The sequence below is a fragment of the Sphingobacterium sp. UGAL515B_05 genome, from assembly GCF_033097525.1.
Classification (GTDB): Bacteria; Bacteroidota; Bacteroidia; order Sphingobacteriales; family Sphingobacteriaceae; genus Sphingobacterium.
The window spans coordinates 3928353-3946827 of record NZ_CP109907.1 but is presented as its reverse complement, the minus strand read 5'-3'; the positions used below and the strand labels follow the sequence as shown (position 1 = coordinate 3946827).

Here is an 18475-nt window from a genome sequence, read left to right as displayed (position 1 = left end):
TTCTCAAACAGCAACAGTTCCCTACGGCTTAACTAGATAGCAACTTGCAAGTAAATACGATCCCCTTTTTTCGTTGCTATACGCAAGCGATCGCCCTCCAAAGGCTGCATTATTTTTCCATTTTTGCGCCAGGAAATTTTACGTCCCGGCCAAGGATTGTCAAGAATCAAATTCCGTCCTTGCTCACTTAAGATTTCTACATAAGTAACAGCCCCATTTTCGAGTTTTGATGACACGAGGAAGGCGCCGTCAACACGTAAGTTGCCAAATTGCCCATGCTGTTGTTTGGGCCATACAGGAAATAATTTTAGCACCTGCTGATGGACACCACACAACATCTGATTAATGGTTGTCGGTACTGTACTACAATTTTCTATACCATGCGGGTTGTTCCGTTGAAATCCATTGGGATAAGTATGTTGACTATATCGATGCAAATGATATAGTATACTATCGGCACTGTAGCCTACACGAACCGCTGCAGGGAAAAAACTATTGGTGCCATTGTTATCTGTCCAACGTCCCATTTTTTCGATCGTGTTCCGTGCAATAGTGATCCAACGCTGATCACTTTCCAGATCAATCTGCATGGCCGGGAAAATATGCTGTATGCCCAGTGTATTATCATTCCACCATGCTGGCCCCTTTTCGGTATAACGGAAGACTGATTTCCCCTCTTTTTCCTGAACCGGAAAAGTAGCGAGATTCGCCTTTACCTGTATCCAATTCGCCGCCAACTGACGGTCCACATCCAAATAGGCACTCAAATCGGCAGCCAGCTGCAATGTCTGCCTTACCAGTCCAAGACTTAGAATTGGATTACTATCCCCGACCGTCCCTTCGTGAATGGCATCGTTAAAAATCACATAACGACCATTTTCATCTTTCTTGACATAGTTGGTCCAAAACACAGCTGCACCACGCACATAAGGATATATTTTCCGTGCATAATTGCGATCATAAGTCGTATAAAACGCTGTAGCCATATTGGTGACACCATAGGACACATTGCTTTTCTGACCAAAGAACAAACCTTTATGCTCCACCTGTCCACCTTGGATATACCCACCAAATACACTTTCCATGATTGCATTTTGACGGGTTGTTTCCATCCCTTTCGGGCCTATTCCCACCGGATATAACAATCCCTCTGAAATCCCTGTTATTTCTTTCGAATAGAACTTTCCCCGTTCCATAAAGTCGAGCAAAGGTTGCTCATACGAACCTGCTGCAGCAAGATGATTGGAAGAATAAAGTCCATAGTAAGGCGCCATATAGTTATAATTCAAATGGTAATCACCATTCCAATTGGGAATCTCCCGCGTAATCCATGTTCCAAAGATGGGTGGGGCAAATTGCGGATCGCGACTACAGGATCCCATCACATAGTGAGACAGGTAATATTGTTTTTCGATCACTTTATCAGGAATTTCAACATAAGAGTCCGACCAAAAATCTGCCCAGCACTTTTTATGTTCGCGTTCGAGCAGTTTTACATTTTTCAGATCTAAACCATCCACGGTCTTAAGCACCTTTTCCGCACAATTCTTACTTTTGAAATTGGAAGATAAGGCACATACATAAGTTAGTGATTCGCCTGCATGTAAGTTGAAATCAGCTTGCTGTTGTCCGATTATTTTTCCAGCAGCGGCAGCCTTTGTCGGAATATCTACCAACTCATTAAAGCCCCTGCTGATCAATTTTGTTCCATTTCCTCTCGTCTCCTGCTGCGTGACAGCAGGGAAAAGTGACTCGGCTGGTGGATTATTTTTAAATTGGTCTTCCGCAGGGAGAAGCAGATTAATCTGCCCGTTGATTTGTTGCTTTCCTTTGTTTTGAAATTGTAAAATCAAGCAGTCATCTTTCTCGGAAACAAATGATTTGATCTCCAGCAGCGTATCTCCTGCCTGAAAGGTTGAGGTTGCAATTGCTGTATATAGATCCACATCAACCTGATAACTCGCCTTCTTTAACATTGGAATAGCCACTTCTACTTTACCTAATACGGCAGGATAAGACTCGTTAAATCCAGATTTTAACCGCCAAAAATCATTTCTCGCCAGGTAATAGGTCTGCCTATCAGCTGTACCCGCAATTGCTACCCCTGTACTGCCATTACCCAACAAAGGAGCATCCACGGCTACTTGGGATGGTATTCGTATTGCAGGACGATCGAATTGGGCTACATATTGTGATACAACAGCTTTGCTCCTATCCAACATACCTGACGGTATCAGACTTCGTTGAGCCAGACTTTGCCCAAAGGAGCAAAAGCCAAGAAAACAGGTAAAAAAAACGAGCTTAAGATTTGGCGGTTTCATGATCATGCTTTACTTAAAAGACGACTTAGGCTAACGAATCCCTAGTACTTTTATAAAAAAAACTTAATAGCCAACTTTATAATCTTTTTTAAACGCCTGACCTTGCCAAGCTTTCTTTGTTGTCCAGTCCTCGGGTTTATTTGTCCAAAATGGATTATTTGCAGGCAATCCCAACGGTAAAAAACTGAGTGTGGTCATATATAAACTTCCTGTGGAAGTATAGGTATCCGCAACTTCCGGCTGTGCGCCGCAGAATCCCAACAGTAACCATCCATTTGAATCAAAGTTCGAACAGGAATCGAACATTCGACGATGCATAGCCGTCATTGCGCTTCTAATCTGTCCCGGAGACAGTCCCTCTGGATACTTACCCAATAGTGCCACTTGTGCCAAAGCCTGGAAAGCACCAGTTCGATAGGTTATCGAACGACCAAAAGGCGAAAAACTTCCATCCACACCGATCATCCGTTCTTGAAATGTCGCATAACGCTGCATACGTTTTAGGACCAAATCATATTCCGTGCGCCCCGTCTTCTTTACCTCCGCAAGCGTACGATAAATATCGACCAACATCGGCTGAATGACAAAGCTATTATAATAATCCATGGCAAAATGAGGTCCATCACTGTACCAGCCGTCCCCTAGGTACCACTCCTCCATTTTCTTCAGCGCTATATCAATACGCATGGGGTCAGCATCTTCACCTATCCGTAACAAAAAGGCTTCTGTCAATGCCGAAAATAACAACCAATTATTATAGTAGGCGGCACGATTGCGCAGACTTTTAAAATTATTGATAATCCTTGATTTTGTCGTTGCGTCCAAGGGTTCCCAAAGCGCTTGAGGCGCTCTTAAAAAGCCTTGAGCCATAAAGGCCGCATCAACAATCGGCTGTTGTTCCTTACTGAAATCCAAGCAATCGGGATTTTTTGGATTCACTGCATTGGCAATTCCCTTTAGCAATGCCAAGCGCAATTCTTTACGCTGTTTTCCTTCTTGTGTATTGTCATCAGGAAGTGCTAACCAAGGCGCAACACCGGCCATGGTACGCCCCACAGCTTCCAAGTAGGTAACCTGCTCAGCATTTAACATATACCCTGGAGCCTTTTCCAGAGGCATATTCTTTTTCAGTGTTCCCGAAGCGAGGTTATGGATCACTGGAGATACAATTTTGTAAAGTAACTCTGTCCAATATTCACGATCTTGATTTCCTTGTTCAATTGTTACAGGAAGTGCAGTAGCCTGCTGAGCAACTACGGGTTGAGCTATTCCGGCATAGAACAAGGAGGCCATGCAGGCAAGCCATCTAACATATTTCATTTGTATGGATTTGATCTAAGCGATTGGTTATCGATTCCTCCCAAAGCAATCACTTGAAAATTATTGATTAATGGGCAAGCCAAACTCTTATTGACATGCAGTCGCACCGCATCTGAGACTGGAAATTTAATATCCTTGGCCGAAGCCGCTCCTGCCAATATGATACGCTTATACCCAATTTTCTTTCCTTGGAAAACTTCAACCCATTTCCCGTCCACACGGCATTCAATGCTGTATTCATCCACCCGTTGACCGAGCGGAATGTATTCTTGCAAGATAAAACCATCAATTTTTGTTTTCTTACCCAAGTCGATGGTTATGCTCGCTTTATCATCGCTATCATCTGTTGCGAAATAGCTATTATAATCTCCATCGTTGACCTGTGAAGCTGCATACTTTTTCGAATTGCCACGATGACCGTCGTCTGTTGCCTTTTTTTTGAATGCCGGATTACTATTGTGCAATTGATCGACCCAGGATTTAAACGCGATCAAAATCTTTTCTGTTGCTTCATCCATCAATCCCACTGCATTTGGAGAAACATTCATTAAAGGCGTTGAGCCATAACCAACTGAGGTTAAATAATACTCTTTCATCTTTTCTAGACTCACGGCAGGTTGACCAATGTGAAACCAATTGCCTTGCAAAATAATTGAAGCTTCGTTGGGGTACCAGCGCATTACGCCATCGATTAATTGGCGGTAGTTTTGATCTGGCGTAATTCCGCCATGATTTCCTGGCCATGCTATACAGCGATCAGGGATAGTGTTGACCAAAACACCCGAATCATAGACCACCGCATCGGGCTGTTTCTCGACAATCATCCGTCCAATTTTAGGATAGTCCATTTTTAGGTTATCGGCATTAAAACCATCGAACCAATATTCATCGATTGGGCCATACTTGGTACTTAACTCCTCAATTTGGTTAAAGTAATAATCGCCATAGGACTGATGTTTCGAAGAGCCATATTTGTTAAAATGATGATCGATAATAGAGACATATAATCCAAAATAGAGATCATTCTCTCGACAAGATTTAGCCAGATCGCGTACGACATCTCCCTTTCCTGCTCGCCAAGCCGAAGAAGCGACCCCATGGTCGGTGGTTGAAGTCTGCCAATTTGCAAATCCATCGTGATGTTTTGTCGTTAGCACCATCCCCTTAAACCCACCTTCTTTAGCCACTTTAGCCCATTGATCGGTATTGAATTGTGTGGGATTAAAACGGTTTGGGTCTTCATCTCCCGTCCCCATGTGGTTGTCACTCGGATAAAATGTCTTCATGCCAAAATGGACAAACATAATATATTCGGCTTTGTGCCATCGCAATTGTGCGGGATTTGGAATAGGCAAAAATGGTGCTGGTGCTTGCTGTCCGAATGCAGTGCCGCCAGGCAGAAGAACCGCCACGAGGAAAGCTTTCAGTTTTTTTATCATAAAATAAAATCTTTAGTCATATTCTACAATAAGACGATTAACAACCATCATCTCCCTAGTATTTATTGTGTTTCAAAAGTTTTACCCAGCCCCCATTGTTTATTCGGTTCTCTCCCCATAAATAGCACCAAGGTTCCCCCTCGCATAATTTCATTGTGATCTATAAAACAGCTATTATAAGGGACACCATTAAGTTCAGCTTTTTGGATATAGCGATTTTCAGGCGAATTATTTTCTGTTTTAATTACAAACTGTGCCCCCGAATCATATTTGGGATCAAGTTTAAAGGTGACTGTATTAAATACAGGGCTTGTGATTTCATAACGTGTGTCCCCTGGGCAAATAGGATGTATTCCAGATGCCGCCAATACATACCATGCGGACATTTGCCCCACATCTTCATTACCTATCAGACCATAAACTGAATTATGATAGGCACGTGAACAAATTTCACGCGTCCATTTTTGTGTGAGCCATGGTGCTCCTAAACGATTAAACAAGAAGGGTACATGGTGTACCGGTTCATTGGCATGGTTATAATAATTATTCCACATCATATCTTGCGGAGCGAGTTCAAAAAAACTGTTGAGATCCGCGATGGTTTTTTGCTTACCACCCAAAAGGCCTGCAAGTCCATCCACATCATGGGGGACAAACCATCCCTGCTGATAAGGATTGCTCTCAACACAGCCATAATTTTGGGTTAAGCGTCCCATTTCTGGCCATTTACTCCATGTACCATCCTGTTCTTTCGGTCGAAACCAACCAACTGTCGGATCAAAGAGATTTCTATAACTTTGCGCACGATGAGCATATAAATCCACATCAGCCGTTTTATTTAATCGTTTTGCTAATTGAGACAGGCACCACTCTGTGTAAGCATATTCCAATGTCGTCGAAATTTCTCCTGTAGTTCCCTTTTCTCCATTGCCAAATTTTTCAACTGTCTGTCGTGCATATTTATATGCCTTTTCTACATCAAAGTTGGATATCCCTTTCATATAGGCGTCCGTAATAACCGATACGGCAGGGTTTCCGATCATACAGCCACTATACGCATTCAAAAATTCCCAGCGCTCTAAATAATCCTGTTTACTTTCTTCGGCCAATGTGACCAAAGAATTGATCATATCGTTTACGATAGTCGGATTAATAATCGTTTGCAAAGGAAACTGACTTCGAAAAACATCCCAGCCGCTAAATACTGTTCGCTTGGTAAAATCTTTCGTTTGGTGAATATGTCCGTCACCGCCAACGTATTTTCCATCTACATCCGAGAAATCTCGCGGATCGATCATCGAATGATACAAAGCCGTGTAAAAAACAGTTTTCTCGTCTTCTGTCCCACCGTGAATCTCGATTTTCCCTAATGCATCATCCCATCGTTTCTGCGTTTGCTCCAATACATTGTTAAAGTTCCAATCTTTGATTTCTGTTTCAAGGTTATTTTTGGCTCCCTCCATACTGACAAATGAAATTCCAGCTTTCATTAAGACCTGCTCATTTGCTTGTGTAGGGAATTCGGTATAAAACCCCAAATGTTTACCTTCCATAATGCCGATATTTTTTGTGACGACAGATTTGGAAACCATCTCTTGATAACTGGCACTTGTGACATCCTCCAATTTCCGTTTTTGTCCCTCGGGAATGGCACAACTCCATACTCCCGTTTCGGTAAAAGGCTTACTAAATTGGGCGTAAAAATAGACCGTATAATTTGCCTTCCCGTCGCCATTTCCCCAACCGCCACCTTCGGGCGTACACTTCATCCATCCTTGGATGGTATGGTTGTCCACCACTTTCACATATTGTTCCGTAGATGTACCACCTACCCGTCGTGCTAAGTCGATCTGAATCCGCGACTTTTTATGTTTGGGAAAGGTAAACCGAAGCATCCCGCTATGTGGTGCAGCAGTCATTTCTGCTTTTATATGATAATCTGAAAGCACCACCTCATAATAACCTGCACTTGCTTTTTCATCTTTTTTGGAAAAACGGGAGCGGTAGCCATTTTCTGGATGTTCGGCACTACCTGCCGAAGTTTTTAATTCTCCTGTAGTCGGCATAACTAAAAAATTACCTAAATCACCGTACCAGCCTATCCCACTCATTTGCGTAAAGGCAAAGCCTTCGATGGAGGTATGCTCGTAGTTATATCCAGAACCATTATCTCCACCAGTGATCGTGTTGGGGCTAACCTGTGTTAAGCCAAATGGAGTTGCTGCACCCGGAAAAGTTTTACCGAAACCATGTCCACCGGTTTCGGCCTTCTCACCACTGGTAACTGCACCGATAAACGGATTAACATACCTGGACTGAGCATAGCAATTGAAAACTACAAAAAATAAAATGATACTAAACTGAATACGATTTATCATAAAAAATGGTTTACATTACTTCATTCGCTCTTCGGAATCCGATAAGATACAGACAATTGGTTATGTTCGACCAAAAGTTTGCCAAAGACTATAAATTTACTTTCTTATCAACCAACGGCGACGAATTATCACCTTTCAAATCGATTATTACTTTGCTATTCGAACAAAACGCAAAAAAGGATGCTCAACAGCATCCCGTAAGATTTTAATGGTATTATTCGGTTTCTATTCATAAATCAATGTTATTTTTTCTTCCTTCTTCCATGTATATTCAAATGGACCTGGAGACGGATTGGATTTTTTTCGAGCTTTACCGAAGTAGTCCCGGTCAATCTGCAAAGGCCGTCCATTTCGATCCTCAAATGGCAACTCGGATATTACCGTTGGACTTAACGATCTTGAAGTCACCAAATCTCTCTTCTGTTGCAACCATTTTGCTTGAAACGGAAAGTCCAAGTAGAGCTTACCTTGTTTTTCCACTAAATTGACAAGAACAGCCTCATTCGTATCGATCAACGCATTATGTTCTACTGCAAGTTTGCTCACATAAGACTTCATCTGCTGCTCGGCGTTGGCATGTATTTCCCCCATTCGTGCATTTACTTTGGCAGTTGAAACAGCAATACTACCCTTAGTATAGACATTAGCATCCAACAACACGGGAAGATACGCTTTATAATAATCACTGACATCAGATCCTTTTGTAAAAATATTATTGACAAACTGCACATCACCTGCCGGATTATCCTTTAATGCAACAATTCCAGTTGCATGCGGTTTCAGATATGGCGTCAATCGGCTATCGTATGCAATAACTTCGATTTTTCCGGCAAAAAGATTATGCGCGAATGCCGCTCCTTGCGCATTCATTGACAAATTTTTAGGGGAAAGCATAATATTATTGGCAACCAACGCAGGCCCATGTGTTACCTCCAAAAATATATCGAGATCATTTTGATAAAACAGGTTATTCATAATCTGTGCGCCTTGCGCCATCCAGTCCAACCAAATTGCCATATTCGTCCGATAAATCCGATTATTTCGAATGCTAACATCTACAGCGCCATGAAATTTAATCCCTGCCATTTCAGCGCCGGTAAAAAGGCGCTCGATATGGATATCATGTATTGTATTGTGCTCTACCGTGCTGAATGAACAGCCCATACTGCCCACAATACCGGCCTGTTCGCAATAGGCTATCTTGTTATTTCCCACATAATGACTGCCGACACTGTCTTTGTTCCAACCAAAAGCCAACGCTCTTTTTATGTTGCCCACATACCCTTCAGCGGACTCTGTATCTTTATTATCATAGGCATCACCATATTTCCCTAGGGCAATTCCAACACATTTCGAATATTGTATGGTATTGTTGACTATACGCCAGCCCTTACTCCAATGTGTACCGATAAGTCCTTCCTGTTCGGCAGTGGGTGGTGCCCAGTTAGTCGCGGCCTGTTCCATCACAAAACCATCCACGTTGATGTAGTTGACAAAAGGACGATCCGGATAGAATACCCGAGGTCGAACATTGATTTCTACCTGTTCCAGGTTCGGATCAACCTTTGGAAACCGGGCCCATATAGCCGTTTTTTCCCCATCAACCGACGCCCACCATCCCCCTTTCGGCGAATGATCGGCTAAGAGCTGTTCTTTAGAAGAAGCTTCCATCAGCCAATGACCATGAAGATAAACTGCCCCGCGGTGATATTTTCTTTCTTTCGGTGTTGGCCAAAACCAGTCCCCGCGGATTTCCTCCTGATAGGGATTGAATGTACCAAAGAATGAATTCGGCAATTCGAGCTGCCAAATATCGTCACCAATCAGCTTCCAGCCCTTCACTTCTTCCGAGCCTTTAATAACCACTTTTTCACCTTTTGCTGCACGGTAAGTAATCGGTTGTTTTGCCGAAAAACCACCACGTGGTGGAACGATACTTTCGCGGTATACCCCTTCGTGAACCGTGATGATATCACCTGGCATTGCAAGTTTGGCTGCAGCCATTATAGTACGGAGTGGTTTTGTAGGAGTGCCGGCCTGCGTATCACTTCCAGTGATCGCAACATGGTATTCCCGAGGTTCCGATTTTACCTGCGCCGACGAGGTTCCAAATCCCAAAACGAAAATACAGGTTAAGAAAAAAGTAATTTTCATTTTAATCAGTTTAATGCTATAAAAACTAATCCGGCCTGAATAGGCCGGATATAGTTTTTTTAATATCCTTTTGCTCTTGTCAATTTTGTTAATAGTCTCTTACCCGAACCATCCCTATTGATACGATAAAGATTCCAGTGATCTTTATCGAGTTCTTCTAATCTAAAACTCTGCGTTGGATCCACCAGATACTCTTTCACCCAGCGTGGGAAAGCATTTGCCCTCCGGGCATTTTCCCAGGTGCGGATCGCTTGGAAAATAGCATCTTTCTGTGGACAACTTTCTACCTGTTTTTGATTCAGTTTTAAACTATAAGTTGATCCCGTACCCACAGACATGGCCTGCATATGCTCATATTCCTCGACAGTAGACTTTTCGGTAATCGGGAAATTCCCGCCCATTCCGACAGGGAAAAAATTAGCGTAGGAGACATCACGTAAATCTTTTCCTTGACTTGTCGCACTTCCCCATTCCCGCGTCTCTGCATCATATAAGTTTTTACCGCCACCTACGTTCCATATACTTTGATAATGCCATGATCCTTCGGATAAAGTAGCCCCTGTAAAACGAATATCTGCCAATCCATGTTGTTTCGCACGTTCGAACATTTTACGAAAAAAACGTTTCGCCGAATAGTAACCATGACCATTGTTGAACAAGAATTCCTGACCGTCAAAATCATAGTAGCCCAAACCATTGATTGCACAGACATCGGCATAATATTCGGCTATTTTATCTTGCAACTGAATATTCGGAATCAGACCATCATAACCATAGTCAATGGTAACCTGTAGTTTGTACAAAGTATCCTGTGCATTATGCGCAGTAGCTGTTGTTTTCCAGTAGCCTCGTTTCACATTGAGTAAACGATAAGGTTTGGTATCGCTCACACCTAAATAATGGATAAGCTCTTTGCCGATTTTAATGATATTTAAGCTTTTGACGTGTCCTTCCCAACTGCCTATTTCCTCCAAATGCGTCGGGTCATCCACATAGATGAGTGTATCTGTAGCACTAATAGCCTTTGCTAGCGGACGTTTTTGTTGATACCAGATACTATCGCTCGGAACCGGACTGGCATCTTTCGTGCCCGGAGCCAGGGCATTCGTTATCGGGGTACGACCGATAACCAGGTTGTGCTTGGCTGCCAACATCGCATATTCCTTGTGAGAAAGTGCTTTCCCATCGGCGAACTTAAGCGGCTTATGATCGAAGTTTTTACCGTCAATATAACCTGCATTCCCGCGATCAGGCCGCAAAAACCCTTGGTCGTACAGGCTGATTGCCTTAAATCCCAATCGGTCAGCATATTCTATCATATTGTCATATTGTCCCCCCTCAGTCAACACATCAGGTACAAAGGCCGCCGGATCTTTGATCCACTTTCCATTGACTGTCGGATGTGGCAAACCCTCTTTAAGCACAATATCCTGAACCACGTCCATCAGGGCTGTGCTATCCGGACTGCCCCAAAAAGCGATACTAGACCCGATGTAATCGACACCGGGTAGGGGTTGAACCTGCAGATGATTTGGCTTGTTTGAAGGCATATTGGGAATCAACGAATAATACACCTCGCGCGGACTTCTACGGTCCCTAGATTGGTAGCTAATAGATATTCGTCCATTTTTATCCACCTCAGCCGCATTTCCGTACATAATCCGATAATATGGTTCTTTGTGTGCATAAAAGGCGACATCGCTGATACCATTTCCTCCTAAAGTAAATATTTGGCCTTCATGCAAGTCATTTGGCAATGGAAAACGCGCTGCATCCGGTGAATGGATAATATACTGAAATGGCGCTGCATCACCTTGAATATCTGCTGTTCCACCCAATGTATTATCATTGAGCGCCAGCATACCAATCGCGTAATTGACCGCTTTACTTGTATCCCGACTGACACCAATAATCTCGCCCAGTAAATTAGTTATGTTGGTATGATAGGATCCCCATTGTATTGCCTCAATTTCTTTCGAATTGGTCAAAGAAAGGAGTTTCATCTTGAAGTACTTCGCCTGAGGTAAGATGCTGATGCGCGCGGTCGAACCGTTCGGATAACGCAAAGTCATGATTTTATCACTTGCAGAATAGCTTGCCTGATTTGGATAGGTATATACCCTCTTTTTTGCATTATATAGCACCATCAACGGGGACGGTTTATCGGAGGGACTAAATTCCGGACTCGATTTTTTTGTAATGTTCTGCATGCTCGTGATATAACCTTTCTGGTCAATCACGATTTTGAAATAATTGGTTTTTAATGTTGTTTGGCTATAGCCCATCGTTGACAAGGCAGTCAATCCGAGACATAGCAATTTAGCTTTTAGAAATTTCATTCCCTTTAATTTTAACGTATCGTATTTTTTAGCTTTCATTTATAGATCAACAGCAACGGACTCTCCAGCTTTGATGTTGACTTTGTTCTTCCAGTCCCAAAAAGCATTTTCTCCCAAAGGTCGCGCGGCTTCATGGGCATCCTCAGCCAACACCGTTACAGTTGCATCGTAGCTCGTGGGATTATATAGTGTCAGCGACAGCCCCTGATTCGTTTTCTTTATCGTCTTGATAACGATATGGTCAAAGGCATAGGCTGTCCCTTTGTCCTTTCGGACGTAAAGTCCGGGTATCTCTAGCGCCATCAATGCTCCATTTGTTTCGTTCCAGCCTGTTTTACCGCCATCGCCACGTGATCCCCGACTATCCGCATCACAATAGGTCAAACGTTCGGTGATCTTACCATTGGGTTGTATGCCTTCGGCGTGTGCGTGGATTACATCACGTATCAAATCGGCATATAAGCTCGTTCCAGTTTCACGGAAAAGCTTGAACAGTGCGTCGCCAGATTGTGTGCAAAACCCTGGGGCACCATGTTTGTTTTGTGTACTCGCCCAAACCGCCCCTGTAAGATTAGCGCCCAATTTTGCCAAAGCTGTATTTTCAGGTAGCTGATAAGGAAAAGATACTGTCCAAGACGCGGTATAATTCGCTAGGTTTTTGGCCTGATCCAGGTATTCGCGTTTGCCAGTTTGTTCAAAAAGCGTCATTAGTGAAGTCGTCAATGCAATTGCAGTTTCCGAATCGGCATTTTGGAGAATATCCCCGCAAGCACCCGAAGTAAATCCGACCAGGGCAAACTCATCGTAATATTTATTCGCAGCTTCTTTTGCCACGTTGAGATACTGATCGTTATGGAAATAAGAAGCTGCCAAGGCTAAGCCAGCAACAGCCATCGCTCCACCTGTCGTGTTATACGCCGCAATTTTACCCGATTCAACCGCTATATAATTACCCCAGGTTCCTTCTTCTTGCCAAGTCTTTACAAAGGCATCCGCAAGTTGCCGGGTTGAGTTTTCCCACTCTTTGGAAATCAAAGAAGATTTGCCCTGCTTTTTCAGCAGCATAAATTGTTTCACCATCCAGTACAGTACATCCGCATTTTTACGCGTCAATCCGATACCTGGATTTAGTTTGGCGCCATCACGGTAGATCACCTTCCCATCCGCACCAAGTACATCATAGTAGTATCCGCTTGCTCCCCGGCCTTTTGGCAGGGCAAAATCAAAGGTATTCCTTACACGATTGAAATGTGTCGTATCTGCCAAAGCCAGCATAGGATAGGTATTGATCAATCCACCCACCCAGCCATAGGACATCCAATCTGCATTCTCAGGGCAGTAAAATCCAACACCGTCTTTTGCATAATAGCGTTCATCAATATTTTTTGCCATACGCGTAAAAACCTCACTCATCGGCATTAAATTGCGGGGAGTAGCTTCCTTGATATGCAATTTTCGTTCTTGCATAAATCGAGTGTACAAATACGGTACATCTGCGGACTGAAATTCTAATCGTGTAACGCGAATCTGCAATTCATCACCTTGGGCGACCGATATTCCCCGATCAGGGCTTTCGCTAAAACCGATAAATTCGGGTTTCCGCGACCGCACACCCGGCGCACTGACGACAAAACTTGCGACACTTCGATCCTTACTTTCTTCAACAATCAATGCATGGTCTTTTACCTCATTTTTCCAAGTAATTCCCTGATCAGTAAACAGGAAAACGCCCTTCTGTTGTTTTCGGTCTAAGTAGGCCATTACGGGTGTACTTGTATTACTGATATTCACTTCCAATTTTGACTTTGCACCGAATTCTGGTGAAAGTTGTGGGATCGGATTGGAGGTTAGTGCTAGATCTTTTCGGTAATAATCTGTTTTGTCGAGACCAGTTGCATATTCCCGGTTGACGATCCGTTGGCGATTGCCATTATAAACAACCGCGGGAATCATCACAAAATTATCGCTCGACCAGTCATAAGCATCAAAAGCGACAGCTACCCCCGCATCCTTCATCGCTCTTTTCGCCTTAAAGGTAAATCGGTAGGTCACCTCATTGGTTCCCTTCTTTTTCAAAACCTCCTGCGTGACATTCCAATTGTCCGAACGCCCTCCTATTGTCGAACTATTTACCAATTTTGCTCCTTCATATTGGCAATCCAGCAATCTGAACAGCACATTTTTATCCCGCTTTTGAGGGATCCAGTCTTGCGAAAAACTATTTAGCGCTAATGCACAAAGTAGAAAACTTCCTACTATTTTTTTCATCCTTTTATTTATTTTAGTTTGATTAAAACTAGAGAACTATATAAATATACACTCACTATTTACTGAAAATCTCGAATAACAAATCATATAAACCACTTTATTATTATACTCATTTATGAACGTAAAAGATCGTATTAGTCTTTTATTTTTACGGATTTGACTTGAGTTTTAATACTCCTTTTTTGTATTCTCCTTCATAAATATGCTTATTTGGCCCCATTAACTTAAAACGTACATTCCACTCTTTGGGCCAAGAGGGAAACAAATCGACGTTAGCATCTTCATATTGGATGATCATACGTTGCAATGCTATCGCGGCAACATTCCCATGACATTGATCGGGTGTCCAATCGTAATTTGGTCCCCAAAAAGCTGGAAATCTAAAATTCTTATCCCAGCTTGAATAACTTTGTATGATCATATTTTTTGCTTCCTCTGTTAAGCCTAAAAGAGTGGCTTGAATAGAACTTTGCTGCCAACCACCATTCTCCTTATGATTTCTTGCACGAAAAGTTCTTTTGGCTAATGCTAGGTTCGGCCTCTTCAACCCGTAAGCGCGATAGGGAAACACAGCATAAAGTTCAGGACTCTCCGCATTTGCTTTATTGCTAAATTCATGCGCAGGGGCAAGTAAAGTATCTCCCTTTACAATGTGTATAGGAAGAGCCGGCAAATCAGCAATCAATTTTGACCATTTTTCTCGATCTAAAGCTGATATGTGACTCTGCGGAAGATTCATCATTTTTTGAGCAACCGTCCTTATCCCTACAATTTCCGGTAAAGGATTTATTGCAGTATGATAGGTTTCCAGAGACATCGCAGGATCAAATTTTATTTTACCGTCAACACCTCTTTTCCAATGCTGATCATAAAACGTTAAAATCTCAGATACAAAAGGTACCATCTTTTTCAAAAATTCGGCATCTTTAGTAAATGAATAATAATCTAACATCATGAGTGACAGCTCCAATCCACCTGACCAATAATACCTTACATAGGGATTTATCGTAAAACCTTCTTTTAAGCCTGCTCTATTACTTCCATAATCTCCAATATTATATGTCCCCCAAAAATCCATTGTTTCAGGATAAAACGCACCTTCATGTTGATAATATTTTCTCGTTGCTTCCTTTCTAATTGGCAATACATCAAAATACATCTTGAAAAAGGGTTTCATCAAATCAAGATCGCCTGACAATAGCATACTCCAATAGATGAGTCGCGTATTTTGCCACCAATAACTACCACCCCACGAGCGGTAATCGGCATCCATATTTGGCCGTTCTCCCTTTCTGTTATAGGTATCAACTGTAAAAATACTTCCATTAAATTTAATCGGAAAGTTACCTCTACCAGCACATGCATTGATAAACCGCTGCAAAATATAACCTTGAGTTACTTTCTCCGCATCTTCTCTATTTTTTTCATCATTTGCGGTAATAAAAATATAAGATCGATTCCAAAAATCCACCCACCATTTTCGATGAGCCGTCAACCGTTTTTGATACGAGAGACTTTCGATAAAATGAGCTCTTTTTACTAACTCATTTTGCCAGATAACAGGATTGATTTTCTTTGTAAATGGAAATATTTCAATTCGATGCTGCTTTCTCTCCCGACTGGAGACCAAAATAGTATCGTTAACATTTTTTAATCCATTTCCCTGAATCAACAAACCATAGGTTAAACCTAATAATGGGTCGCTGTTATTTTGCAAGGTGTTCTCTAGGGATTGTATGCTAAGATTTCTTTTCCAAATCGAATAATTATTGTGATGATACGATACAATTTTGTCAGAATTATTAGATACAACGATATCTGGTTCTTGGAATACTTCACCTAAAGATTCTCCAAATCCAGAGACTGAAAATCCTTCTGAACCAGCTATCAATCTTCTTTCTTTATGCCAATTTTCATATTGCACTTTAACTTTTGTGGCATTCGGGCTCTTAATATCCATTTCAATAACAGGATTATTGGCATCGACCCAAAAATTAATTTGTGTGTCCCCCAAATTAATTTTCATTTCACCATACTGCAATTTTAAAGTTTGCAAAAATCCGCTCTTTTTAATAGAACTAGGTTGGATTGATACTCTTACTCTTCCTAATTTCAGTATTCTTCCCACTTCACTCCAGGCATCTGTTTTCGAAATATAAAACACTAAATCACCATTATCTTCTACCCAAACATTAGCACCAATATCACCATTACCAATAGGCATAGAACCTTGAGAATTTAGACCAGGACTTGTCCAATTTATATCATAATCATTTAATGCCTTCTTCTGTGCAAATAAAACATGTCCTAATAAATTTAAGAATATAAATAATAGTATTTTCGCTTTCATCGGACTCTTGATAATTCCCTATAAATAATCGTAAAAGAGTTGGACTGCATAGCCAGCCCAACTAAAAAAACACTAACTAAAGGATACACCTAAACCACTCTATGTTAATTTTAAATTATAATTATTTCAATGGATTAAAACTTCCACCCCATTCATTATTTTGTTCAATTTTTGAATTTCTATCGATTACTTGCTTTTGCAGTGGATAGAACCAATGCTGTAAGTTGACATTAAATTGATATTGATTATCGCCATCTAAATTCTGAACATATTCAAAACGGAAAAGCTTGCGTACGGTAGGATCATACATATCTTTGGTCCAATCAAAAGAAGCTATATTTGCTTGATCTTTAATAACAGCATAAAGTCCTGAACGATATTTAAGGGAATTCAAGAGGTCAAATTTTTTCCAACGACGCAAATCAGTGAAACGCATCCCTTCGTAAGCAAATTCAATAAAACGCTCATCCATATAGGCTTGGCGGATGCTTGTCTGAGAATTAGCCGTGATACCATAATTTCCACTTCCAGCCTCGATACCAGCTCTTTTACGGATATCATACAAAACTCCTAGCGCTTCCGCCGACTTTCCTGTTTCGTTGGCACATTCACCATAGTTCATCAATACCTCTGCGAAGCGGATTTCTACCCAATCTGTCTCTGCATCATATACAGTAGCCTGCGTTAATGATTTATCAATTCCTTTAAGTTGATAATATCCGGAAGAATATACATCTCCTACTTTCAGTTCATCATTTATTAAACTCACATACCTAAATCCAGTAGCAGAGCTTGCATCCGGCACCTTTTTCATCGTATTCCAATACTTCATCCCTCCTACTAACTTATCGCTTGCCGGATAAGCCGTACCTGGACTAAAGATTGTTGCATAAAATCGAGGATCACGTCCGACATAAAAATCAGTCATAAATTGCTCATTATATACTGGATCATTGGCCAAGCGATTGAGATCCAACTTTAAGGGCGTTCCATCCTTTTTGGGGTAAGCCATCAATAAGGGAAGAATTGCCTGGTTATCATTAGCATAATCTTTGGTTAGCGGCCCGGGACGAACATTTTTTTGATCTAATTTATGATCAGGTTTATAAAACTGATTCAGCATAATGACTTCCTTATTGCGCTCGTTATACCAGATATCTTCAAATTTACCTTCGTATAAGCCCTTGCCCATGCTCTTTAAGAAATCAACCGCATCTTTATTAGCCTTATAGGCTGATTCCCAACGTTTTTGATCATTGTTAGGATTAAATAAAGGGCTGGCATAACGTAATAGTATACGTCCCTTAAATGCCATTGCCGTACCTTTATCAATACGTCCATAGTCACTTCCGGTCCAAACATCCGGAAGATTTGCGATGGCATCATCAAGGTCCTTCAAAATCTGCGTCATGCATTCCGTTGTTGAATTACGGTTTACAAATAATGAAGGTACATTGGTCACATCCTGAAAGTGAAGAATCAACGGTACACCACCCACATTCCACACTTTTCCCCAATAATCCCATGCACGCCAAAATAGTGCTTGACCGACCAACGGTTTCTTTTCAGCATCAGAAAGTACAGTAACCGTTGCCATTTTATCCAGGAAAAAGTTGATCCGGTCAATATTAGCGTAATTTAACTCTTGTCCTTGGTTATCTACCGTAACCAAACCCCTTGGAAAATTTCCCATGTCCGTCGGTTGATTCATACCCTCATCTGTTCCGTTAGCCGCAATTGGCCACCCTGGCATCATCTTACCGTAAACATCGGACAAATAGGAATTAATCATGGTCTTATCCATCCAGACGTTGTCTGGATTAATGACACCCGTATTTTTATAATCTAAACTACAGCTGGTTAGCATCGCCAAACAGAGTCCATATATTAGTTTTCTAGTTTTCAT

At 41.7% G+C, this 18475-nt stretch carries 9 protein-coding genes; all 9 read right to left on the bottom strand.

Annotation, left to right across the window (positions count from 1 at the left end; all coding sequences use genetic code 11):
• Positions 1–32 precede the first annotated feature (32 nt).
• The gene (locus OK025_RS15925) at positions 33–2321 is read right to left on the bottom strand and encodes a glycosyl hydrolase family 95 catalytic domain-containing protein (protein ID WP_317665212.1); all 2289 of its coding nucleotides are present in this window, start codon (positions 2319–2321) and stop codon (positions 33–35) included.
• Between the two features lie 63 nt (positions 2322–2384).
• A complete protein-coding gene (locus OK025_RS15920; RefSeq protein WP_317665210.1) occupies positions 2385–3641 on the bottom strand; it encodes a DUF2264 domain-containing protein in 1257 nt (418 codons plus the stop codon).
• Positions 3638–5080, bottom strand: a complete 1443-nt coding sequence (locus OK025_RS15915; RefSeq protein WP_317665208.1) for an alpha-L-fucosidase — start codon at positions 5078–5080, stop codon at positions 3638–3640. Before OK025_RS15915 ends, OK025_RS15920 begins: the two co-directional genes overlap by 4 nt.
• A gap of 62 nt (positions 5081–5142) precedes the next feature.
• Positions 5143–7458, bottom strand: a complete 2316-nt coding sequence (locus tag OK025_RS15910; RefSeq protein ID WP_317665206.1) for a GH92 family glycosyl hydrolase — start codon at positions 7456–7458, stop codon at positions 5143–5145.
• A 225-nt stretch (positions 7459–7683) separates the two neighbouring features.
• Positions 7684–9612: a right-handed parallel beta-helix repeat-containing protein gene (locus OK025_RS15905; RefSeq protein ID WP_317665204.1), complete on the bottom strand. Its 1929-nt coding sequence runs from the start codon at positions 9610–9612 to the stop codon at positions 7684–7686.
• A 59-nt stretch (positions 9613–9671) separates the two neighbouring features.
• Entirely contained in the window at positions 9672–11951 is a 2280-nt protein-coding gene (locus OK025_RS15900; protein ID WP_317665202.1) for a hypothetical protein, read from the bottom strand.
• A gap of 39 nt (positions 11952–11990) precedes the next feature.
• On the bottom strand, positions 11991–14219 hold the full coding sequence (locus OK025_RS15895; RefSeq protein WP_317665200.1) for a hypothetical protein: 2229 nt from the start codon (positions 14217–14219) through the stop codon (positions 11991–11993).
• Between the two features lie 148 nt (positions 14220–14367).
• Entirely contained in the window at positions 14368–16569 is a 2202-nt protein-coding gene (locus OK025_RS15890) for a DUF5703 domain-containing protein (protein WP_317665198.1), read from the bottom strand.
• A 121-nt stretch (positions 16570–16690) separates the two neighbouring features.
• Positions 16691–18475, bottom strand: a complete 1785-nt coding sequence (locus OK025_RS15885) for a RagB/SusD family nutrient uptake outer membrane protein (RefSeq protein ID WP_317665196.1) — start codon at positions 18473–18475, stop codon at positions 16691–16693.